The sequence below is a fragment of the Aestuariivirga sp. genome (assembly GCF_041738905.1).
Classification (GTDB): domain Bacteria; phylum Pseudomonadota; class Alphaproteobacteria; order Rhizobiales; family Aestuariivirgaceae; genus Aestuariivirga.
In genome coordinates this window covers 46,212-68,847 of the sequence record NZ_JBGSOZ010000065.1, presented here as the reverse complement: position 1 = coordinate 68,847, position 22,636 = coordinate 46,212, and the positions used below count along the sequence as shown (strand labels likewise).

Annotated in this window: 21 protein-coding genes; 14 read left to right on the top strand and 7 right to left on the bottom strand. The window is 61.4% G+C overall.

The features are described from left to right. The first annotated feature begins 123 nt into the window (after positions 1 to 123). Positions 124 to 828: a DUF2182 domain-containing protein gene (locus tag ACEW8Q_RS05240; RefSeq protein ID WP_373503001.1), complete on the top strand. Its 705-nt coding sequence runs from the start codon at positions 124 to 126 to the stop codon at positions 826 to 828. A gap of 8 nt (positions 829 to 836) precedes the next feature. Here the strand turns inward: ACEW8Q_RS05240 and ACEW8Q_RS05235 are convergent, their stop codons facing one another. Further along, positions 837 to 1,139 carry a DUF1330 domain-containing protein gene (locus ACEW8Q_RS05235; protein ID WP_373503000.1) on the bottom strand — a complete coding sequence of 101 codons (303 nt, stop codon included), beginning with the start codon at positions 1,137 to 1,139 and terminating at the stop codon, positions 837 to 839. A 132-nt stretch (positions 1,140 to 1,271) separates the two neighbouring features. Between ACEW8Q_RS05235 and secG the strand changes: the two genes are divergently transcribed. The 7 genes from secG to ACEW8Q_RS05200 all read left to right on the top strand — a co-directional run bounded on the left by secG (position 1,272) and on the right by ACEW8Q_RS05200 (position 9,037). Beyond that, positions 1,272 to 1,652, top strand: a complete 381-nt coding sequence (gene secG, locus ACEW8Q_RS05230) for a preprotein translocase subunit SecG (protein ID WP_373502999.1) — start codon at positions 1,272 to 1,274, stop codon at positions 1,650 to 1,652. Between the two features lie 83 nt (positions 1,653 to 1,735). Continuing rightward, entirely contained in the window at positions 1,736 to 3,364 is a 1,629-nt protein-coding gene (locus ACEW8Q_RS05225) for a CTP synthase (protein ID WP_373502998.1), read from the top strand. 3 nt (positions 3,365 to 3,367) lie between these two features. Continuing rightward, positions 3,368 to 5,722 carry a DUF3772 domain-containing protein gene (locus ACEW8Q_RS05220; protein WP_373502997.1) on the top strand — a complete coding sequence of 785 codons (2,355 nt, stop codon included), beginning with the start codon at positions 3,368 to 3,370 and terminating at the stop codon, positions 5,720 to 5,722. Positions 5,723 to 5,729: 7 nt separating this feature from the next. Then, positions 5,730 to 6,179 (top strand): PaaI family thioesterase, encoded by a 450-nt coding sequence (locus ACEW8Q_RS05215; protein WP_373502996.1) that lies wholly within the window; start codon positions 5,730 to 5,732, stop codon positions 6,177 to 6,179. Further along, positions 6,176 to 7,015: a 3-deoxy-8-phosphooctulonate synthase gene (gene kdsA / locus ACEW8Q_RS05210; RefSeq protein WP_373502995.1), complete on the top strand. Its 840-nt coding sequence runs from the start codon at positions 6,176 to 6,178 to the stop codon at positions 7,013 to 7,015. Before ACEW8Q_RS05215 ends, kdsA begins: the two co-directional genes overlap by 4 nt. A gap of 89 nt (positions 7,016 to 7,104) precedes the next feature. Beyond that, the gene (eno, locus tag ACEW8Q_RS05205) at positions 7,105 to 8,382 is read left to right on the top strand and encodes a phosphopyruvate hydratase (RefSeq protein WP_373502994.1); all 1,278 of its coding nucleotides are present in this window, start codon (positions 7,105 to 7,107) and stop codon (positions 8,380 to 8,382) included. A 4-nt stretch (positions 8,383 to 8,386) separates the two neighbouring features. Next, positions 8,387 to 9,037: a hypothetical protein gene (locus tag ACEW8Q_RS05200; protein WP_373502993.1), complete on the top strand. Its 651-nt coding sequence runs from the start codon at positions 8,387 to 8,389 to the stop codon at positions 9,035 to 9,037. On the opposite strand, the gene ACEW8Q_RS05195 is transcribed toward ACEW8Q_RS05200, so the two are convergent. From ACEW8Q_RS05195 to denD, 5 genes are all read right to left on the bottom strand, one after another. After that, positions 9,038 to 9,964 carry a DMT family transporter gene (locus tag ACEW8Q_RS05195; RefSeq protein WP_373502992.1) on the bottom strand — a complete coding sequence of 309 codons (927 nt, stop codon included), beginning with the start codon at positions 9,962 to 9,964 and terminating at the stop codon, positions 9,038 to 9,040. It abuts the gene before it with no gap. Positions 9,965 to 10,039: 75 nt separating this feature from the next. Next, the gene (locus tag ACEW8Q_RS05190) at positions 10,040 to 10,654 is read right to left on the bottom strand and encodes an HD domain-containing protein (protein WP_373502991.1); all 615 of its coding nucleotides are present in this window, start codon (positions 10,652 to 10,654) and stop codon (positions 10,040 to 10,042) included. Continuing rightward, positions 10,641 to 11,522, bottom strand: a complete 882-nt coding sequence (locus ACEW8Q_RS05185; RefSeq protein WP_373502990.1) for a DMT family transporter — start codon at positions 11,520 to 11,522, stop codon at positions 10,641 to 10,643. Before ACEW8Q_RS05185 ends, ACEW8Q_RS05190 begins: the two co-directional genes overlap by 14 nt. Positions 11,523 to 11,608: 86 nt before the next feature. Further along, positions 11,609 to 12,634: an Ldh family oxidoreductase gene (locus tag ACEW8Q_RS05180; RefSeq protein WP_373502989.1), complete on the bottom strand. Its 1,026-nt coding sequence runs from the start codon at positions 12,632 to 12,634 to the stop codon at positions 11,609 to 11,611. Further along, positions 12,634 to 13,614 (bottom strand): D-erythronate dehydrogenase, encoded by a 981-nt coding sequence (gene denD / locus ACEW8Q_RS05175; protein WP_373502988.1) that lies wholly within the window; start codon positions 13,612 to 13,614, stop codon positions 12,634 to 12,636. Before denD ends, ACEW8Q_RS05180 begins: the two co-directional genes overlap by 1 nt. A 213-nt stretch (positions 13,615 to 13,827) precedes the next feature. Here denD and ACEW8Q_RS05170 point away from each other — a divergent pair, with 213 nt between their 5' ends. The 4 genes from ACEW8Q_RS05170 to ACEW8Q_RS05155 all read left to right on the top strand — a co-directional run bounded on the left by ACEW8Q_RS05170 (position 13,828) and on the right by ACEW8Q_RS05155 (position 18,910). Then, positions 13,828 to 15,582, top strand: coding sequence for a type I secretion system permease/ATPase (locus ACEW8Q_RS05170; protein ID WP_373502987.1), 1,755 nt, complete (start codon positions 13,828 to 13,830; stop codon positions 15,580 to 15,582). A gap of 1 nt (position 15,583) precedes the next feature. Then, on the top strand, positions 15,584 to 16,885 hold the full coding sequence (locus tag ACEW8Q_RS05165) for an HlyD family type I secretion periplasmic adaptor subunit (RefSeq protein WP_373502986.1): 1,302 nt from the start codon (positions 15,584 to 15,586) through the stop codon (positions 16,883 to 16,885). Between the two features lie 155 nt (positions 16,886 to 17,040). Next, complete coding sequence (locus tag ACEW8Q_RS05160) at positions 17,041 to 17,631, top strand: hypothetical protein (protein ID WP_373502985.1); 591 nt, start codon at positions 17,041 to 17,043, stop codon at positions 17,629 to 17,631. Between the two features lie 376 nt (positions 17,632 to 18,007). Further along, positions 18,008 to 18,910, top strand: coding sequence for a calcium-binding protein (locus tag ACEW8Q_RS05155; RefSeq protein WP_373502984.1), 903 nt, complete (start codon positions 18,008 to 18,010; stop codon positions 18,908 to 18,910). A 68-nt stretch (positions 18,911 to 18,978) separates the two neighbouring features. On the opposite strand, the gene ACEW8Q_RS05150 is transcribed toward ACEW8Q_RS05155, so the two are convergent. Beyond that, entirely contained in the window at positions 18,979 to 19,917 is a 939-nt protein-coding gene (locus tag ACEW8Q_RS05150) for an acetamidase/formamidase family protein (RefSeq protein WP_373502983.1), read from the bottom strand. Positions 19,918 to 20,026: 109 nt separating this feature from the next. Between ACEW8Q_RS05150 and ACEW8Q_RS05145 the strand changes: the two genes are divergently transcribed. Then, positions 20,027 to 20,926 (top strand): proline iminopeptidase-family hydrolase, encoded by a 900-nt coding sequence (locus ACEW8Q_RS05145; RefSeq protein ID WP_373502982.1) that lies wholly within the window; start codon positions 20,027 to 20,029, stop codon positions 20,924 to 20,926. Positions 20,927 to 20,967: 41 nt separating this feature from the next. Further along, positions 20,968 to 22,629 (top strand): ABC transporter substrate-binding protein, encoded by a 1,662-nt coding sequence (locus ACEW8Q_RS05140; RefSeq protein WP_373502981.1) that lies wholly within the window; start codon positions 20,968 to 20,970, stop codon positions 22,627 to 22,629. Positions 22,630 to 22,636 lie beyond the last annotated feature (7 nt).

The window sequence follows — 22,636 nt, the reverse complement described above, 5'->3', positions numbered from 1 at the left end:
CCCATGGCCGGAGACCGTTGGATTGATTGGCCCCTGAAGCATGACAAGACTGTCGTGATTGCTTGTCTGTGCGCGGTGGCCATCGGCAGTTGGGCTTATCTGCTTGCTGGCGCGGGAACGGGCATGAGCACCTTTGCCATGACATCGTGGAGCATGGCAACGGGAGCGCTCTCACACGCCGCCACGCCCATGGACTGGACTCCGGGCTATGCCGCGACCATGGCTGCCATGTGGTGGATCATGATGATCGCCATGATGCTGCCGAGTGCCGCGCCCGTGATACTGCTTCATGCGCAGATCGACAGGGGGACCCGCACACGGTCCGGAAACCCTGTCAGCCTTTGGCCCACAGCCATGTTTTCAGCTGGCTACCTGTCGGTATGGGGTCTGTTCAGCGTTCTGGCTGCGGCTTTCCAATGGGCTTTCGAGGTGGCAGGGCTTCTGTCGCCCTTCATGATGAACGGCACGAGCTTCGTCTTTGCCGGTCTCATATTGCTCTACGCGGGTGCCTACCAGCTTTCCCCGATGAAGCAGGCCTGCCTCCGGCAATGCCAGGGGCCGCTCCAATTCCTCTCCCGGCACTGGCGGCCGGGCCTTTGGGGAGCTTTTGGCATGGGTGTTCATCATGGCGCCATCTGCCTCGGCTGCTGCTTCGGACTGATGCTGATCCTGTTCTTTGGAGGCATCATGAACCTTTACTGGATCGTGGGCCTGGCCATTCTGGTGTTTATGGAGAAGATCGTGGTCCGGGGGCAATGGCTGTCCCGGCTCACCGGCATCCTGCTGATCGCGTGGAGCTTCGCGTTTCTCGCCCACGCCTTCGATTGAAGTCCCTGCTAGGCTGACGGAGGACTGTATCCCTCGACCGCCACCAGCCGCGACGTGGCGCAGCTCTCGCGGATTGCCCTCAAAGGAGCATATTCGGCAGACTCCCAGAAGACTTTCACATGGGCCATGTCCGGGAATTCGAGAATGACGCAGCGGCCAAGGTTCCACTCGCCTTCGAGAGTCATGATCGCGCCACCGCGTGCCAGATAGCGTCCGCCATGGGCGGCAATGACGGCCGGAACCCGTGCCCGATACGCTTCGTATCCCTCTGGGTCCGTCACTGTGACATCGGCAATGATATAGGCGGGCATGGCATCCTCCGTTGATGGACCGGGGAACTCTGGCACCTTCTGGCCGGAAAGCAAGCCTTGGCGGGGCGGGTTGCTTTCCCCATATGAACTCTGTAAAGCCACCTCGAATTCGCTCGGAAAGCCAGCACCGCCATGGAACAAGTCCTTCTCGTCGTCCATCTCCTCATTGCGCTCGGCCTCATCGGCGTGATCCTGCTGCAGCGGTCCGAGGGTGGAGCGCTGGGAATTGGCGGCGGCGGCGGTGGCTCGGGAAACCTGTTCTCGGCGAGGGGTGTTGGCAATGCCTTGACCCGCACCACTGCCTATCTGGCGGTCGGTTTCTTCATCACATCCATTGCGCTGACCGTGCTTGCAACCCGGGGCGGCTCGAACTCGGTGATCGACAGCCTGACCCCGCCCGCCGCCACCGGTGGCCAGCAGGCTCCCGCCGACGGTTCCGGCAACGCTCCGCTGCCCAATCTGGCTCCGGCTCCGGCGGCTCCCGCCCAGCCGCAGGTTCCGGTCAACCCGTAATCGGCCATGCAGTTATCCACAAAGCCCGGAAACTCCGTTTCCGGGCTTCGAATCGTGTTTTGAACCGGGTAGGGTGAAATTCCATGGCGCGATATATTTTCATTACTGGCGGCGTGGTCTCCTCACTTGGCAAGGGCCTGGCATCGGCAGCACTCGGTGCGTTGCTGCAGGCCCGCGGCTTTTCAGTCCGGCTGCGCAAACTCGACCCCTATCTGAACGTCGATCCGGGCACCATGAGCCCGTACCAGCACGGCGAGGTCTTCGTGACCGACGACGGGGCTGAAACCGACCTGGACCTCGGCCACTACGAGCGCTTCACCGGCCGGCACGCCAACAAGCAGGACAACATCACCACCGGCCGCATCTATCAGGACATCATCGCCAAGGAACGGCGGGGCGATTTCCTTGGTGGCACCGTGCAGGTCATTCCTCACGTTACGGACGCCATCAAGGATTTCATCAGGACCGGCAACGACGGCTTCGATTTCGTGCTGGTCGAGATCGGCGGCACCGTGGGCGACATCGAAGGCCTGCCGTTCTTCGAAGCCATCCGCCAGTTCGGGCAGGAGCAGCCGCGCGGCGATTGCCTCTATATCCACTTGACCCTGCTGCCCTACATCCCGACAGCAGGCGAACTGAAAACCAAGCCCACACAGCATTCGGTGAAGGAGCTTCGCTCCATCGGCATCCAGCCGGACATCCTGCTCTGCCGCGCGGACCGGGAAATTCCGGTAAACGAGCGCCGCAAGATCGCGCTGTTCTGCAACGTGCGCCCCTCGGCCGTGATTCAGGCGCTCGATGTCAAGTCAATCTACGATGTTCCTCGCGCCTATCATCTTGAGGGACTGGACAAGGAAGTCCTCGAGAACTTCGGCTTCAAGGATGTGCGCGAGCCCGACCTGTCGCGCTGGACCGACATCATGCACCGCATCACCCAGCCCGAGGGTGAGGTGAACATCGCTGTCGTCGGCAAGTATACGGGCCTTCTTGACGCCTACAAGTCGCTGCAGGAAGCGCTCGTCCATGGCGGCATCGCCAACAAGGTGAAAGTCAATCTCGACTGGATCGAGTCGGAAGTGTTCGAGAAGGAAGATCCCGCGCCCTATCTCGAAGGCGTTCATGGCATTCTGGTGCCTGGCGGTTTCGGCGAGCGCGGCTCGGAAGGCAAGATCAAGGCGGCAACATTCGCCCGCACCCGCAAGGTGCCTTACTTCGGAATCTGCTTCGGTATGCAGATGGCCTGCATCGAGGCGGCGCGCGAGCTGTGTGGCATCGAGAATGCAAGCTCGACCGAATTCGGTGAGACAACCGAACCCGTCGTGGGCACCATGACGGAGTGGATGAAGGGCAACGAACTCGAAATCCGCAAGGCCGGCGGCGATCTTGGCGGCACGATGCGGCTTGGCGCATTCGACGCGAATTTGAAGCCCGGCAGCAAGATCGCCGAGATCTATGGGTCCAACCACATCTCCGAACGCCATCGGCACCGTTATGAGGTGAACACCCATTATCGTGAGGCACTGGAGAAAGCCGGCATGAGCTTCGCAGGCATGTCGCCCGATGGATTGCTCCCAGAGACCGTCGAATATCCGGATCACCCCTGGTTCATTGGCGTTCAGTATCATCCTGAATTGAAGTCGAAGCCCTTCGATCCGCATCCGCTGTTCAGCTCGTTCATCGCGGCGGCGATCGATCAAAGCCGGCTGGTCTGAGGAATGAAGTTCGCGAGGATCGCAGTAGCGGCCCTCTGCGCACTCTGGCTGTCGCTCGCCCTAGCACTTGCCTATGACACGGCCATCACCGGCCAGAGTGAGCGCGTGGCGCAGGAAATGCGCGCCGACATCACGCGGATCACGCAGGATATCGGCAACCCGGCCCTGACCGCAGAACTGTTGGCCAAGCATCGTGTCGATCTCGAGTTGATCCGGAGCAGGGCGCTTGAGCAATCCCTAAAGCTCGCCGTACCCATTTCTGAAGTGAAGCAGCAGTTTGCTTCGCTGGGGCCTGTCCCGCCTGACGGAAAGTCGGAGCCCGCCGCAGTTGCCGAGGCGCGCAAGGACCTGCAGGCGACACTGGACCGGCTCCAGAGCAGCAAGTCGCAACTCGACGTGCTCGCGGTCGAGGCCGAGCAATTGGCTGGTCGGATTGGCGCGCTTCAACGCGAACAGTTCTTTCAGCGAATTTTCGAATCCGGCCGGTCGATCGTCAATCCGGCGCTCTGGATCGACATGGGCCGCGGCGTGGGCCTTCTGGCGTCCCGCGCGGGCGTTCTCCTGACAAACTGGTGGGCTGACGTCGGCCCGACGGCCAATCCTTTCTGGCTGAGCCTGATCCCGCTGTTCATTGTCGTGTTTGCGAGTGGCTATATTGCGATTTCCCGCTGGTTCCAGCGCTGGACGCAAGCGCACGCGGTACCTGATCATATGCCCGACGACATCAGCCGGCTTTGGCGGGTCGTTCGCGGGCTGATCACCAGTGTTGCGGCCGTCTTCATATTTGCCGTTCCGATCTATCTTGCCCTCGAGGCGGGCGGATACGCCACACCGCGGTTCCAACTCGTCACGAACGTCGTTTTCCAGACCCTGCTCGGCACCACGCTCTATTACATGTTCGCGCGGCGAATCGCAGCACCCGGAAAGAGCGCGTGGCGCATCATCGACATCGACGACAGGGCTGCAGCGCGCCTCCCCGTTCTGATCGGGCTTGCCGCGTTCATCGCGGTGGGGCATCGCAATCTTCTGGAACTCGCCAACGCGCTGTTCATGCCGGTGACCTATACCATCGGCCAGTCGGCGGCCGCGTCCCTTGCGATGCTGGTCCTGCTCAGCCTCATCGTCTTCACGCTTCGCAACCAGAACGGCCTTTCGGATATGGCCGGCCGCAAGGTCTATTTCCGCTGGGTTGCGCCCCTGACGCCGGTGATCTGGGCAATCATCGCCACCGGCTTCGGCGCGTTGCTCATGGGCTATCTCTCGCTGGCCACTTATATCGCCCAGCAAATGTTCCGGACGGCAATGCTGCTCACGGCGCTGTTCCTGATTCATCACCTGTCCGACGCGGCTGTCACGGCGAGTTTCGATCCGCATAGCCGGTTTGGGAAGTTCCTGCGGCGCATCACCGGGCTGGGCGAGCGCGCCATCGAGCGCCTGGGGCTGGTCTTCCGCATCCTTGCCGACTTCATGCTGGTGCTGACCGGCCTTCCGCTTCTCTTCTTGTTGTGGACGGTCACCTGGGTGAACTTCGGCAGCCTCTTCGTCACGGCGGTCTTCGGCGTGAAAATTGGCGAAGTGACGATTTCGCCGTGGTCGGTGACGGTGCTGCTGCTCATGCTCGGCGGCGGCATCCTGCTGACCAGGCTGATCATCCAGTGGCTTGACCGCCGGGTTCTCTCGAGCACGCGGATCGACAAGGGCGTGCAGGATTCGATCCGCAAGGGTGCGTCCTATTCAGGTTACATCATTGCCGCGGGCTTCGCCCTGACCGCCGCCGGCCTCGACTTCTCGAACCTCGCCATCGTTGCCGGCGCGCTTGGTGTCGGCATCGGCTTCGGCCTGCAATCGATCGTCAACAATTTCATTTCCGGCCTGATCCTGCTGGCCGAACGGCCCATACGAGTCGGTGACTGGGTGGCGCTGCCCGTGGGCGAAGGCCTCGTCAAGCGCATCAATGTGCGTGCCACTGAAATCGAGACATTCGACTACTGCACGATCATTGTCCCCAACACCAACCTCATTCTCGAACCCGTCAAGAACTGGACCCATGGCGACAATATCGGCCGCTTCCTCGTTGCCGTGACGGTTGGCTATGATTGCGACCCCGAGACCGTGAAGCAACTGCTCCTCGATACAGTGCGCGAACACGAAAAGGTTCTGAGCAGCCCTGAACCCAGTGTGATCCTCGCACGCTTTGGCCCAACTGGTCTCGACTTCGAACTGCGCGCCTATGTGGCCAGTGTCTTCGCATCGGGCATTGTCGCGAGTGAGGTTCGCTTCCAGGTGCTGACCTTGTTCCGCGAAAAAGGCATTACCATTCCCCAGACCGTTGGGTTAATGCAGACCCCGCAGAAGTAGGACTGGCATGGACGCCGAGCACAACCAATCAGCCCCCCAGAGCGGCCTCGACTACCTGAGGCAGCGCATCAATGACTGGCATGGCTCGGCCATGGCCGAGACCATGAACATGCGGCTGATCGCGGTTGCCGATGGCACCGCGACCTTCGAGGCCTTCCCGTCGCCCAAGTTCTACAACCCGCAGCAGCGCGTTCACGGGGGCTATGCTGCGACGCTGATCGATTCCGCGTTGGGTTGCGCCGTCCAGACGAGGCTGCCCGCCGGAATTGGTTACGGTACCATCGAACTGAAGGTGAACTACGTCCGCAAGCTCGATGCGAGCGTCAAGCGGCTGCTCTGCACTGGCACCGTCATTCACGGCGGCCGCACCATGTTCACGGCGGAAGCCAAGCTCTTCGACGAAAATAACAAACTTTACGCCCACGGCTCGGGCACATTCCTGGTGTATCCCTCATGACAGCTCATTCGACCGTCTCCCTCGGCAACGTGAAGTTCAGCAACGCGCTGCCGATCACCCTGATCGCCGGACCATGCCAGATGGAGAGCCGCGACCACGCCTTCATGATGGCGGGGCGGCTGAAGGAAATCGCCGAACGCCTCGGCATCGGCCTCGTCTACAAGTCGAGCTTCGACAAGGCGAACCGCACCAGCCTCGGCGGCAAGCGCGGCATGGGCCTTGAAAAGTCGCTCGCCGTCTTCGCCGACATCCGCAAGGAGATGAACCTCCCGGCCATCACCGACATCCACGAGATCGGCCAGTGCAAGGAAGTGGCGACCGTTGTCGACATCCTCCAGATCCCGGCCTTCCTCTGCCGCCAGACCGACCTTCTCGTCGCCGCCGCCCAGACTGGCCGCGTGATCAATGTCAAGAAAGGCCAGTTCCTGGCACCTTGGGACATGAAGAACGTGATGCAGAAGATCTTGGCCAGCGGCAACCCGAACGTGCTCCTCACCGAGCGCGGAGCCTCCTTCGGCTACAACACGCTGGTCTCCGACATGCGGGCCCTTCCGATCATGGCCGACATGGGCGCGCCGGTGATCTTCGACGCAACGCACTCGGTTCAGCAGCCGGGCGGGCAGGGCACGTCGTCAGGCGGTGACCGCCGCATGGTCCCCGTGCTGGCGCGTGCCGCCGTGGCAGTGGGTGTGGCGGGTGTCTTCATCGAAACCCACGAAGACCCCGATAACGCGCCGAGCGACGGCCCCAACATGGTTCCGCTCGATAAGCTGGAAGCCCTTTTGAGAACGTTGATGGCAATCGACAAGGTCTCGAAGAGCGCCGCCGCGGCCTAGGCGCGTACGTTTCCCGGGCGGTCTTGCTTTCGTCTTCCTGTGCCGTCATAACCCCGGCTGATTTACGCACATCAAGGGACGCCACCGCCATGACCACGATCATCGACATCACCGCCCGCGAAATCCTCGACAGCCGCGGCAACCCGACGGTGGAAGTGGATGTGGTGCTGGAAGACGGTTCCATGGGCCGCGCCGCCGTCCCCTCGGGTGCCTCGACCGGCGCCCATGAGGCAGTCGAACTGCGCGATGGCGACAAGACCCGCTACCTCGGCAAGGGCGTCACCAAGGCCGTGGCCGCGGTTAATGGCGACATTTTCGATGCGCTCGCCGGCATGGAAGCCGAAGACCAGATCGCCATCGACCGCGCCATGATCGAACTCGACGGCACACACAACAAGGCGCGCCTCGGCGCAAACGCCATCCTCGGCGTGTCGCTGTCCGTTGCCAAGGCGGCGGCGGATGCCTCGGGCCTACCGCTTTATCGCTATGTCGGTGGCGCCGCATCGCGCACGCTGCCGGTTCCGATGATGAACATCATCAATGGCGGCGCACATGCCGACAACCCCATCGACTTCCAGGAGTTCATGGTCATGCCGGTGGGAGCCGGCAGCTTCCGCGAAGGCCTTCGCATGGGCGCTGAAATCTTCCACACGCTGAAGGCGGCGCTGAAGAAGGCGGGCCACAACACCAACGTGGGCGACGAAGGCGGCTTCGCTCCGAACCTTCCGTCAGCCGAGGCCGGCCTCGACTTCGTGATGAAGGCCGTGGAGCAGGCGGGCTACAAGCCGGGCGAGGATGTGTTCCTCGCGTTGGACTGCGCCGCCACCGAGTTCTTCAAGAACGGCGTCTACGACTACGAGGGTGAAGGCAAGAAGCGCTCGATCCGCGAACAGGCCGAATACCTCGCCAAGCTCGCCAAGGATTACCCGATCTTCTCGATCGAGGACGGCATGTCGGAAGACGATTGGGACGGCTGGAAGCAGGTGACGGACCTGATCGGCAAGACGCACCAGCTGGTGGGCGACGATCTCTTCGTCACCAACACGAAGCGCTTGAAGCAGGGCATCACCCAGGGCGTGGCCAATTCCATCCTCGTCAAGGTGAACCAGATCGGTTCGCTCACCGAGACGCTCGAAGCTGTGGAAATGGCCCACAAGGCCGGCTATTCCGCCGTCATGTCGCATCGCTCTGGTGAAACCGAAGATTCGACAATCGCCGATCTTGCTGTTGCCACAAACTGCGGTCAGATCAAGACCGGCTCGCTGGCGCGTTCGGACCGGTTGGCCAAGTACAATCAACTGCTCCGGATAGAAGAAGAACTCGGATCTCAGGCGACATATGCGGGACGTTCGATCCTCAAAGCCTAGTTCGGTGAAACTCACCAACTTCCATATCGTCATTTCCAGTCTGGCCGCGATTGCAGGTGTTGCGATCGCGGGCTACCAGGCGCTTGGACCCAAGGCACCGCCTCAGCCGGTCAATGTCGTGGTGGCGCTCGACCAGCAGAAGGCCGACGCCGGACTGCCTGACTCGATCATCGAGAAGACGGATCCGGTTCCCGCCCTTGCAACGGAGTCGATCAATCTGGCGCAGGACGCGAGCTTTGCCGCGGCCCTGAAGGACGACACGGCCGACCGTTACAGCTTCAGCAGCCTGTTCGACGGTCAGGACGACACGTTCCTGGCGATCACGCAGGACGATCAGGAACTGAATATACTCGTCACCTTCAAGGACGGGACCGCTCATAGCGTGACGGCGCTCGAATACACGCCGCCCGCGGGCGTCGACCCCACTCTCATGGCCGCATCGGTCGATGTGATGATCCTGCCCGAGGGCCAGCTCGAGGCATCGGGCCGTCCCGTCATCAGCTTCAGCCTGCCGCAATCGTCCGAAAGCCGCACCTTCGCCATTCCCGGCCGCGCGGAAGGCAAGGGGCTGTGGATTAGAGTTGCCGGCAACCCCGCTGCCGACAAGAGTTTTGTGGGCGACTTCCGAATCCTCAGCGAAATCGTGGCGCCCTGATTAGGACCTCCCGGTCCTGACCGCGTAGATCCCGGCCGCGATGATGATGATGGTGCCGATCGCAGTCGATACCTTTGGGATTTCCGCGAAGAACAGGAAGCCCCATAGCGGTCCCCAGATCATGCCGGTATATTCGAACACCGTCACCAGGTTTGCCTGCGCCATCTGATAGGCCTGGGTGAGAAGCCACGTCGCGACAGCGGCGATGACCCCGCAAGCTCCCATCAGCAAGATATCCCCCAACCCTGGCAAGGCCCACGGCCTGACGAGAAAGTCGAGGCTGGGATGTCCGAAACTTGTGATGCCCAGGCTGCTGAAGGTAAGCGCGAGCAATCCCGCGCCCGCCAGGAACACGACGTTCTGATAGAAGGCCATGACGGTCGCCGGCTCCTCGGCGCCAAACTTGCGCGCCAGGATCATGGAGAAGCCATAGGTTGCCGCGCTGATGAGGCTGAGGAGTGCGGCAGGCTCGAACAGTGCGCTTCCCGGCTGAAGGATGATTAGGACGCCGATGAACCCGGCGATGACGGCGAGCCATGAGCGCATGGGCACCATCTCAGCCAACAATGGCCCGGCCATTATCGTCACCAGTATGGGCGCCACGAAGAACAGGGCGATCGCCTCCGCCAGCGGCAAGGCGGGGAGGGCCATGTAATAGGTCGTGTAGGCGACCAGCAGGATCAGGCCACGGCTGAGCAGAACGCCAAGGTTGCGGCTCGCGAGGCGGCTGAGCCCAGGCCCAATCTGCAGCATGACGAGAAGAATGGGTATCGAGACCATGCAGCGGATGAAGATCGCCAGCGTTACCGCATGATCACCGCTCACGCCTTTCAGAATGGCATCCTGAAGCGAAAAGATCATCACGCCCAGGCACAATGAAAGGACCCCGGCGAGGCTGCGGTTCCGGAAGATTGAGGCGGACGACATCAACTCACTTTGACGGCGGACCGCATGATCCGCCATCCACGGCGCGGCATGTTCGGGCTGCTTGCGGCGCAGAGCCTATTCGGCAGCGGCCATCAGTGGCGGCAGGCCTTTCACCACGCCAGCCTGTTGCACCGCTGGATCATGCGCCTTGCGGGCAAAGACCTCGCGCACCATGGGAAGGAAGAAGTCAAGCTTCTCGGTGGCATAGGTGGGGTCGAAGGACGACTGGTCCCAGCGCTCGCAGAAATCGACGCAGGACTGATAATAGGCCGAGTCGCGGTACTTCTCGCGCTCATGCTGGTTCCAGCCATAGTGATGGGCGTAGTAGTACATCTGGAACGATGCGTGATGCTCCACCGTCCAGACGACTTCCTCGCGCATGAAGGGCCGGAGGATCTCGGCGGCGAAGCGGTCGTGGTTCTGAGGCGCCAGGCCATCACCAATGTCATGGAGCAGGGCGGCCACCACCCAGTCGATGTCAGCCCCTTCACGATAAGCCCGGGTCGCGGTCTGCAACCCATGTTCAAGGCGGCTGATCTTGTAGCCCGGAAGTGTTTCTTCCTCCTGGAGGCGGAGTTCGCGGATGACGCGGTCAGCCGTGCCCTTCACATGATCGTCTTCCAGTGGCTTGAGGAAGAGATAATCTTCCTTAGTGCCGTCCTTCATGGCGGTGAATTCAACGCTTTTCATCTGGCAGGCGCTCCCGGTGAAAGATGTACAGTCCCGAACCGATGATAAGCGCTGCGCCGCCCCACGTCCACAGGTCGGGCCAGTCGCCCCATATGACGAAACCGAATAGCGCGGCCCAGATGAGGGATGAATAGGAAAAAGGCGCTACCACGGATGCAGGCGCCGCGCGGAACGACCGTATCAGGAAGAGATGGCCCAGCCCGCCGGCCAGCCCGCTTGCCATGAGGAGCAGCCAGTCGAGGGCTGCTGGCCAGATCCAGAACCACGGCACCATGAGCGTGGTGACGACCGCTCCCGCAGCGGCGGTGTAGAGAAGCGAGGTCAGCGGATCGTCGCCGCGCACCTTGCGGGTGAGGATCTGGTAGTTGGCATTCAGGAACGCTGCCACCAGCAGGAACACCACCCCATGCCCGTAGACACCAATGCCCTCTTGCCATGGCCGCACCACGATGACCGCGCCGATGAACCCGAAAACGACGCCAATCCAGCGTCTTAGGCCAACTTTTTCACCAAGCAGTGGAATTGAAAGGATGGTGACGAGGATGGGATTGAGAAACATGATGGTGGTGCCGGTGGTCAACGGCGTGGTCCGGATGCCCGCGTTGAACATGCCGGTCGTCGACATCAGCAGAACTGAGCGCAAAAGCTGTTGTTTCGGGTGGCGGCTGACGGCGATGGTCGACAGGCGCGGCCCGCAGGCCACGATCGCCACGATGGTGGCGAAGAAGAACCGCGCCCATGTCACCTGCACGAGAGAATAGGTTTCCATGAGGTGCTTCATGATGGCGTCCAGCGCGATGAAGCAGAACATCGTCGCCAGCATCCAGAGAATGCCGGCCGTCCGATTCTCCCTGTGTTCCGGCGCCATGGCCTGACCTATAGGCGCGCGGACTCATGCCGCCAACGGGCTGCAAACACGCAAGGACACTGCGTGCCGCGCATGGCGGCAGTCAGTCAGGCGTCAAGTTTCACGCCTGCTGCCTCGCCGGCAGCGAGCAGTTCTGCATAGAGCCCATTGGGAAGGGGAATGCCCTCGACCTCTCTCACACGCCTTCGTTCCCACTCGGGTCCGCCCGCGGCATAAGTGCCAGGCTGGGCCTTGAACCCGTCGAAATAGGTCTGGAGCCTGAGACCGAATGCCTCGAGCGACATGAACAGCGTGGGGTCGATCGCCATCACGAAATGCCCCATCTTCGAATCGGCCAGCGCCAGTCCGTCCTGCTCGCGGGACAATCGCATGCCTGTCAGAACACCGCCCAGAACTTCGGCGACACCGGCAAGGGCCGCGCCCTTGTAGCCATAATCCGCGCCGCCTGCGGGTGCCAGCGCCACTGCCTTATGCGGGTCAGCGACAAAGGCGCCAGTCTCATCAACGGCAACTCCTTGAGGTAATTCATAGCCTTCGGTCCGATACCTCAGAACCTTGTTCCACGGTATTGAACTGGTGGCCATGTCGAGCAAGAATGGGTCGCCACCCGGATTGGGCGCTGAAACCGACAGCGGACTGGTGCCATGGATGGGCTTCGAGCCGCCGTGCGGAACGACGAATGCGCCTGAGTTGGCCGTCACAAAACCGATGAAACCTGCGTCCGCCGCAGCCATGGTATAGGCACCCGCCGCCCCGAAATGCGTGGAGTTGATCACAGCGGCCATGCCGATGCCGCAGTCCCTCGCCAGCGCGCAGGCCTCGTCCATGGCGCGGTACATGGCAAGATGCCCCATCCCGCCATCGGCATCGACCAGAGCTGCTGCCCGGCGCTTCAGCTCGACCGTAATGTCAGGGCTTCCCTTGGCCAGCCCGCTGCGAAGGCAGTCGGCATACCAGGGGAGCAGGCGAATGCCATGCGTGTCCAGCCCGTGGAGCGAGGCATGCATCATGGCCCAGGTGGCAGCGTCGGCCGACTCGGCATTGGCACCGGCCGAAAGGAGAACCGCCCGTGAAAATTCCACGAGCGTCTCCAGAGGGGCAGTCCGGCTCATCAGGCGATCTTGCCGCCGAGTTCGTCCGCGATGTGCACGCGGATGATATCCTCGAAGCTGGATTCCGCCTCGAAACCCAATTCGCGTCCACGCTTCGCCTCGAAGTTCCGCGGCCAGCCCGCCACGATTTTCATGATGGTCTCGTTGGGCTCGCGGCGGATGCGGGCAACCACCTTGTCGCCCGCCACCTTGCGGAGCGCCTCGATCTGTTCACCCACCGTGCAGGACACGCCAGGAAGCGTCACGTTCCGGCGACTGCCCAGCTTGGACGTATCCATGGTCGCAGCATGGATCAGGAAGCCCGTGGCAGCGCGGGGACTGGCATGCCAGTGGCGCACATCCTCGCCAACAGGGAGCACGGCCTCATGCCCCGCAAGCGGCTCGCGGATGATGTTGGAAAAGAAGCCGGACGCTGCCAGATTTGGCTTACCCGGCCTTACGCAGACGGTGGGAAACCGCAGTCCGACGCCATCGAAGAAGCCGCGCCGCGTATAATCCGACAACAGCAGCTCGCAGATGGCTTTCTGGGTGCCATAGCTGGTCAGAGGCGTGGTGAAATATTCGTCCCCGATGGCTTCGGGGAAGGGGGCGCCGAACACGGCGATGGACGATGTGAAGACCACCTTCGGCTTGTAGCCGCCGCCCACCTTGCGGATGGCCTCGAACAGATAGCGCGTCCCGTCGAGGTTGATACGGTAGCCTTTTTCGAAATCGGCTTCTGCCTCGCCCGAGACGATGGCCGCGAGGTGAAAGATCACGTCGGGCTTCATCGCCGCCAGCTTTTCCGCCTCTCCGGGCACCGAAAGGTCGCCGATCAGCGTTTCGATCGGAAATCCGGATGCGGGGGGAGGCGGCGCCAGCACCACGTCCTGGCGAATGATCTTCGAAATCGGCGTGGACCCGAGCTTGCCTTCCGCAGCGAGCCGGTTGATCAACTTGACGCCCACCATGCCGCCGCCGCCGATCACTAGGATATTCATGTCAGTCCTCCCAAAAAAGTTGCGGGAAGATAGGCGCATTGTGACCTGCGTAACAAGGCCCGGCGGGGCAGACATGCCATGTTGCGGCTTGGCAAACCCACTTGCGGCTTGGCAAACCCACCCGCCGGACTCTTCCGCTGGGAACAGTGTTGAACAGATTATTGACATTTTGTGCTATCAGAAGCCAAATCCAAAGGAATCTCCGGAAGCGCCATGGCCCATCCAAACGACAATTCAGGACCCGACGAAATCAGTCTGGTCTACAGGGAAAGCCGTGCCACCCTGATCGCCGCCGGGGTGTTCAGTTGCATCGTCAACATCCTGATGCTGACCGGCCCGCTCTTCATGCTTCAGGTCTATGACCGGGTGCTGGCCTCCGGCAGCGTCTCGACGCTGGTGGCGCTGATCATCATCGTGGCCGTGCTCTATGCCTATTATGGCTTCCTCGAGTTCCTCCGCGCCCGGCTGATGGTGCGGCTTGGCCGCAGGGTCGAGGAGCGTCTTCGTGGCCGTGTCTTCGATGCCGTCACTGCTCATGCACTGCGCCGTACGCCGGGCGTCGGCTCGCAGCCGCTGAACGATCTCGCGACAATCCGGCAGTATCTGTCGGGTCAGGGTCCTTTCGCCTTTTTCGACATGCCGTGGATGCCTTTCTATCTCGGCATCATCTTCCTGATGCACTGGATGCTGGGCGTCGCATCGCTGTTTGCCGCGGTCACCATCTTTGCGCTCGCCATATGGTCGGAACGCGCCACGCGCGGGCCGCTTCAGGAAGCGACCAAGTCGACCGTCAAGGCGGCGATCATGACCGATGAGGGCCGCCGCAATGCCGAGGCGCTGCATTCGCTCGGAATGGCCGGTACCATGCGCGAACGCTGGACGAGCGTGCACCAGACGGCCCTCGACCACCAGACCGTCGCCAACGACGCGGGCGGCATGCTGGGTGCGGCCTCGCGCGTTCTGCGCCTGTTCATCCAGTCCGGCATTCTGGCCCTGGGCGCCTATCTCGCGATCCTTCACGAGATTACCCCCGGTACCATGATCGCGGCTTCCATCATCATGTCGCGCGCCCTTGCGCCCGTGGAACAGGCGGTTGCCAACTGGCAGCAGTTCCTCGCCTTCCGCAAGGCGCGTGAACGGCTCGTCGCCGCACTCAGGATCGTGCCGAAGGACAAGACCCTGATGAAGCTTCCGCCGCCGCAGGGCAGGCTGTCGGTTGAAAACCTGACCGTCATGCTGCCGGGCGTCGAGAAGCCGTTGCTGCAAGGCCTCACCTTCACTGTCGAACCCGGCGAGGGCATCGGCGTGATCGGCCCGACGGGTGCGGGCAAGTCGACGCTCGCCCGTGCGCTTGTCGGAATCATTCCGCCGACACGCGGCCATATCCGTCTCGACGGCGCGACGCTCGACCAGCGCGACGCCGATGAACTGGGAGCCATGATCGGTTACCTGCCCCAGGACGTGCAACTGTTCGATGGCACGGCGGCCCAGAACATTTCCCGCTTCCGTCCCGACGCCAACCCTGACGATATCGTCACTGCGGCGAAACTCGCCAACGTGCACGACCTGATCATGCGCCTGCCCGAGGGCTACAACACGCCGCTCGGCGAGAACGGCGCGAGGCTGTCCACCGGGCAGCGCCAGCGCGTGGCACTGGCGCGCTGCCTCTTTGGCGAGCCGAAGCTGATGGTTCTCGACGAGCCGAACTCGGCACTCGATGCCGAAGGCGAGGCCGCTCTCGATTTCGCCATCCGCCAGGCCATGGCGCGTGGCGCTGCGGTCGTGGTGATCGCACATCGCCCCAGTGCTCTTGCGGCCATTCCGAAGATGATGGTGCTGTCGGACGGCAAGACCGCAGCCTTGGGCCCGCGCGACGAGATCATGCGCAAGGTCATGGTGCGCCCAACCACTGCCCAGGGAAATGTGGAGCGCATCAATGCGCCCGGTCCCCAATCCGAGGTGAACTGACATGGCTGCCTTTTCAACCGACAAGTCGCTTCGGCGATTCCAGATCATGGGCTACTCGTCAGCCTTCGTCATGATCGGCGTGTTCGGCGCCTGGGCGACAACGACCGAACTTCATGGTGCCATCATCGCGCCTGCAACAATCATTGCTGAAACAAATTCGAAGCGGGTTCAGCAGAAGGACGGCGGTGTCGTCCGCAAGATCCTCGTGCGCGATGGCGATCGCGTGACCGAGGGACAGGAACTCGTGATCCTCGACGACACCGAGACCAAGGCCGAACTCGGCATCGTCGATGCCCTGCTGGTCGAGGAACTCGCCAAGAAGTCCCGGCTCGAAGCTCAGCGCGACGAAAACGTGTCTCTCACATTCCCGGATGAACTGCTGCAGAAGCGGTCCGATCCGAAAATCGGGAAGGTTCTGGAAGGACAGGAAAAGCTTCATGCCGCGCGGCTCGCCGCCGTAAAGGGCAAGATCGACCAGCTGAACGAGCAGGTGGGCCAGGTTGGCGAGCAGATCGAAGGCATTTCCGCGCAGATCAAGTCGAAGGATCGCCAGATCGAGTTGATCAAGGACGAACTAAGCGATCTTCAGACCCTGCTCGATAAGGGCCTCACGCCGCAGTCGCGCGTACTGGCCATGCAGCGTGAGCAGGCCCGGCTGGAAGGCGAGCGGGGCGAATTGATCGGCTCGCGCGCCGCGGCCAGCAGCAAGGCCGGAGAAATCAAGCTTCAGATTCTCCAGATTCGCGAAGAGGTGCTCTCGCAAACGCTGCTCGACCTGCGCGAGGCGGACGGTCGCATTGCCGAGTTGAGCGAGCGCAAGCTGGCGGCCCGTGCACGGCTCGACCGCATGGTCGTCAAGGCGCCCATCACCGGTACAGTCTATCAGCTCATGGTTCACACTGAGGGTGGCGTGGTCACGCCCGCCGAGCCGCTGATGATGATCGTACCCGAGGCCGATGATCTCGTGCTGCAGGCGCAGGTGATGCCCCAGAACATCGAGCAGATCACCATGGGCCAAAAGGCCCAGATCCGTTTCCCGGCCTTCAACTCCCGCACCACGCCGGAGGTTCAGGCCGAGGTTTTCAGCGTTTCGGCCGACGTGTCGCGGATGAGCGCCGACACGCCCCCGTTCTACGATGTCCGGCTCCGCATTCCCCACGATCAGCTGGCGCTTCTGGGAACCAGTGAACTTAAGCCAGGCATGCCGGCGGAGGCCTTTATCCAGACCACGTCCAGAACGCCGATGTCGTACTTCATGAAGCCATTGATGGACCAGTTCCAGCACACGTGGCGCGAGCGGTAGCACCTGAATTCATGGTCCGCGAGCGGCAAAGGTGAGGAATTCATGCTGCTCGCTGGGGAACAAGCGGCTGCGGCTGGTGTCTTCATTTGACTTTGGGACGTCGACACGGCACGGTTTTTTGCAAACGTGACCTTGCGATCTGAATCGAGACTCCCATGAAGCCGAATGCCGAGAAGCCTTTCGAAACCAAAACCGAAGCAATGCAGAAGGCGAAATCCCATGCCGCCGGGACGGATGCCGGGAGCTACGTTCCGCCCCCGCAGTTGCTGCAATCGCTGATTACCCGTGGTACCGATGCTCAGGGCAACCCGATCGTCTCCATGCCTGCTGACGCCTTCACCAAACTTCTCGAGGCGGCGTTGAACCCTGGTTTCGATGAAGTGAGCTATCTGACCAGCAACAGCGATATTCGTGCCGGAGTGGATTCCGGGTCCATTCCATCGGGGCTCCGCCATTTCGCCGCATACGGATTCTTCGAGGGACGCGCGCCGCTGAACTGCGATTTCGACTCCGACTGGTATATCGCCACCTATCCTGACGTCGAACGGGCCATCAAGTCTGGCCAGGTACGGGACGCCGCGCACCATTTCGAGGTTTTTGGCTACGCCGAAGGCCGCGTGCCAAGCAGTTCCTTTCAGGCGACGGTGGGCGAATGGCATCGACTTGCCAGCGCTGGGTCGGCGGCAATTGATGGCGGGTCAACCGCCACCAAGGAAAAGAAGCCGCCAGGAAAATCCAGGAGCTGAAGCTCCAGGCTTCTCGACAACTCAATGACTGGTCGCAACGACGGGCCTTCCGCCAGAAGGCACGATAGAGATCGTCTTTGTGCCATGCAGGTTGCGAATCAGGCGCCCGCTGGCACTATTTATTAATAACCAGTAAATATTGGCTGGCGGCCGTATCGCCCGATGCAACTGGAAAAAGTCGAAACACAAACCAATAAAGTCAGTTAAAACAACATATTAACATCACGAAGAAGTCCGACACCTGAGCATCCGGCGCACGCGCATGTGCAAAAATATAGTTACTTTATAGTTCTCTTGCTTAGTTGTTCTTCGTGGACAGCAGGAATCGGAAAAGCTATCTTCCTTGAACGTCAATCCGCTTCAAGAGGTAGATTTCATGGCCATCGCCAGATTTTATCAGTCCACAGACATGGCGAACTTCGAGTTCCTGTTCGGCACGATGAGCGACTCCGTCAACTGGAGGCAGAATTCGATCCGTTATTATGAGGGCAGTTCCACCGGGAGCGGTTCGCAGACGGCGATCTACCGCGGCAATTTCACATTGACGACTTTCGCGACCAACGATCCGCCGGATGATCCGGTTGAACTCGTCGCTCTCAGCGGCGGCAACATGAGCGGCTACGAATACTACAGTGACGGCATTATCCGGGCGAACATTTCGGGCTTCAACTACGATGCGGTTGCCGCCACGGTCTACATGCAGATGAGCATGATGGACGATGTGGGCGCTGACTATGCGACCGAATTCCTCGAACAGATCCTGGCCGGCAACGACACTATTTTCGGGTCGTTCTTCAACGACGTCCTGATCGGCTTCGATGGCAACGACACGATAACGGCGGGCCGCCGCAGCGACACCCTGATCGGTGGAGATGGCAATGACTCGCTGAACGGCGAACAGGGTACCGACAGGCTTGAGGGCGGCCTTGGCGTCGACACGCTGACCGGCGGCCTGGGCAGCGATACGTTCGTTTACAACTCGCTCGGCGAAGCCGGCGACAGGTTTACCGATTTCTCGTCCTTCGCGAAGAACAACAATGACGTCCTGCTCTTCAAGGGCTCTGCTTTCGGAGACCTCGATGCCGGCGCGCTCGATGCCTCGATGTTCCAATCCGGCACTGCTGCAAGCGCCAAGGCAGCGGGCATCCGCTTCTTCTTCGAGACTGACACCGGCATCCTCCGCTACGACGCGGATGGCAGTGGCACGGCCTATGCGGCGATCGTGATCGGCACCTTCACCACAGGCACCGTCACGGTCAGCGACATCGTCATTTTCTAGACGGGAATAGACAGGTTTGTTGAAATGGGGCGCGGAGCAAACCGCGCCCGTCTTTTTGCGAGTGCCCGCTACTCGAGCACGATGCGCGGGAAGTAGAAGGACACCACCCAGTTGGGCATGTCCACGATCTCGCTGATCCTGAGATCGCCGCACACCGAGCACAGCATGTAGGCATCGACGGCATTCATGTTGTGGCGCTTGCAGAGGAGATCGATCATGCCTGACACTGCTGCCCTTGCACCCTCCATGAGGTCGGCGCCGATGCCCGTCGTCACTTCATAGCCCTTGGCATCGAGATGCCGGGTCACGGGCCCGGGCGTGGTGAAGCGCGGGAATGCGAGATTGGCGCACTTGATCAGTTCGAACTTCGCCGCAACGGTGCAAGGACTTTCGATCGCCGTGCCGCAGACTTCACCATCTCCTTGCGCAGCATGCGTATCTCCGAGGCTGAACAGGCCGCCAGCGACTTCCACCGGCAGGTAAAGCGTCGTTCCCGCGGCAAGGTCGCGGATATCCATGTTGCCGCCCATGCGGCGTGGCGGCACGACGGAATGCAGCCCCGGTTCAGCGGGTGCAAGTCCGATGGTGCCGCAGAAGGGCTTCAGCGGCACGCGTCCTCCTGGACCATAGAGGGCGGGGGCAAGCGACTGGGCGTCATAAGTCCAGATGTGAAGGGCAGGGTCCTTGAACTGGTCCGCCAGCAAGCCGAACCCGGGAATGTTCGCCGTCCAGCCCCAGCCTGATGGACCGAACTCCAAGAGAGTCACGGCGATGGCGTCTCCCGGTTCCGCTCCGTCAATGTGAACAGGACCGGTCACCGGGTTGACCTTCGCGAAGTCGAGCTTTCCAAGATCGGCCAATGTCGAGGATTTGCCGAGCTGTCCGCCGGAGGAATCCTGCGTGAGAAACTCTACTGTCTCACCCGGTTCGATCCGGAGGACCGGCGTGTTGGTATTGTTCCACCCATGATGGCAATGACGGTCGTGTATGGTGTGAGTGCACTTCATTGCGACATCGTGACCACGAGGCGTGCAGCCTGTCAACGCCGCCTTCGCGGTTGCAAGAGTTCTGGATGCGGGATAGCGTCATGGCTTCAAGGCGAGTGAGGGCCGTGCAGTGACTGAGCTGAAGCAAGTGGAAGGCCGGACAAAGTTCGGTCCGGGCGAGACGTGGTATCGGATCACCGGAGACCTTGGATCGGGTAAGCCGCCCATCTTCATTCTTCACGGCGGGCCAGGAGCGGCGCACAACTATGCGGATTCGTACAAGCTGCTGAGTCGAGGCGGACGTGCCGTCGTCCACTACGACCAGATCGGCTGCGGGTTGTCTTCCCATCATCCGGACATGGAGCCGGGCTTCTGGACGCCCCAGCTTTTCGTCGACGAGCTGGAAAATCTCGTCGACCATCTTGGCCAGCGGCAGGCGTTCCATGTGCTGGGCCAGTCCTGGGGCGGAATGCTGGCAGCCGAATATGGCTCGCGCCGTCCCAAAGGCGTCAAGTCGCTCACGATCGCCAATTCGCCCGCCTCCATGGAACTCTGGGTCAGCGAGGCGATGCGCCAGCGCTCAGAGATGCCGCAGGACATTCAGGACGCGCTCAACAAGCACGAGAAGGCGGGCACCTACAGTGATCCCGAGTATCAGAAGGCCACGATGTGGGTCTACGAGCGCCATGTCTGCCGGGTGGTGCCGTTCCCGCCCGAAGTGACCGCGAGCTTCGACCAGATCGGAAAGGACCCGACCGTCTATCACACCATGAACGGTCCCAACGAGTTCTTCGTTACCGGCACCCTGAAGAACTGGAACATCATTCCCGAACTCCACAAGATCAATGTGCCGACGCTGATCATCTCGGGCCGCCATGACGAAGCGACGCCAGCCTGCGTGAAGCCCTACGCCGACAACATCAAGGGTTCGCGCTGGGTGATCTTCGAAGACTCGAGCCACATGCCGCATGTGGAGGAAAAAGAACTTTGCATGAAGACCGTCGGGGACTTCCTCGACGCCAACGACTGACGGCAAATCGACTGACAACAACAAGGACAGGGAGAATGCTCATGAGGAAATGGTTGCTGGCTGGAGCCGCTGCGGCGGTGATGGTTTTCACGTCGGTTGCCCCGGCGCTTGCCGAGTACATGGCCGAGCATCGCGGCGGCACGATGCGCCTTGTCGCGCGCTCGGCGGCAGGTACGCTCGATCCGCATATCAACTATACGCTCCAGTACTGGCAGCTTTACCAGTCGGTCTATTCGGGACTCACGGGCTTCAAGAAGGGCGCGGGTGAGGAAGGCTTCAAGGTCGTCGCCAACATTGCCGAGGAACTGCCCGCCGCCACCAATGACGGCAAGACCTACACGTTCAAGATCCGCAAGGGCATCAAGTTCTCCGATGGACGCGACGTCACGGTCAATGACGTCGTTGCCTCGTTCCAGCGCCTGTTCAAGGTGTCGAGCCCCACGTCCGGCGGCTTCTATTCGGTCATCGTCGGTGCGGACAAGTGCATTGCCGAACCTGCAAGCTGCACGCTCGAAGGCGGTGTCGTTGGTGACGAGGCGGCAGGTACTGTCACGATCAACCTGACGCGTGTCGACCCCGAGTTCTTCTACAAGCTCGCGGTTCCTCATGCAGCGATCCTCCCGGCTGACGCTCCGGCCAGCGATGCTGGCTCGGAACCCATTGCCGGCACAGGCCCGTATTTCTTCTCGGCCTATGACCCGAACAAGGGCCTCACCATGTCGCGCAATCCGAACTTCAAGGTGTGGAGCGAAGACGCGGCGCCCGACGGATATCCGGATGTCGTTCAATACGACTTCGGCCTGACGGACGAAGCGGAAGTCACCGCCGTGATGAACGGCGAGGCTGACTGGATGTATGACCAGCCGCCGACGGATCGCCTTGGCGAAATCGGAACGAAGTTCAAGGATCAGGTCTATATCAACCAGCTGACCGCGTGGTGGTATGCGCCGATGAACACCAGGCTTGCTCCCTTCGACAATGTGAAGGCGCGCCAGGCCGTGAACTTCGCCATCGACCGCAAGGCCCTGGTGAATCTGTTCGGTGGCCCGGTTCTGGCGGCTCCTGTTTGCCAGGTCCTGCCTCCGACCTTCCCCGGGCATGTCGCCTATTGCCCCTATACCAAGGACCCGGGCACCACCTGGACCGCGCCTGACATCGAGAAGGCCAAGCAGCTTGTCGAGGAATCCGGCACCAAGGGCCAGGAAGTGACGATCATCGCCGAGGACAACGCCGTGTCCAAGTCGGTGGGCGTCTATCTCCAGTCCGTTCTGAACGACATCGGATACAAGGCGAACCTCAAGCCCATCTCGCCCAACATCCAGTTCACCTACATCCAGAACACCAACAACAAGGTGCAGATGTCGATTTCGCAGTGGTACCAGGACTACCCTGCGGCATCGAACTTCCTCAACGTGCTGTTCGGCTGCGGCAGCTTCCAGGAAGGCTCTGACTCGTCGATCAACATCGCAGGCTTCTGCGATGAGGCGGTCGAGGCCAAGATGAAGGAGGCCTTCGCGCTTTCCGCCACCGATCCTGAAGGCGCCAACAAGATCTGGGCCGAGGTCGACAGGATGGTGACGGAAGCTGCGCCTGCAGCACCGCTGTTCACCCCCAAGCACATCGACTTCGTGTCGAAGCGCGTCGGCAACTTCCAGTTCAACGCGCAGTTCTACTGGATGGTGACCCAGTCCTGGGTGCAGTAAGCACCTT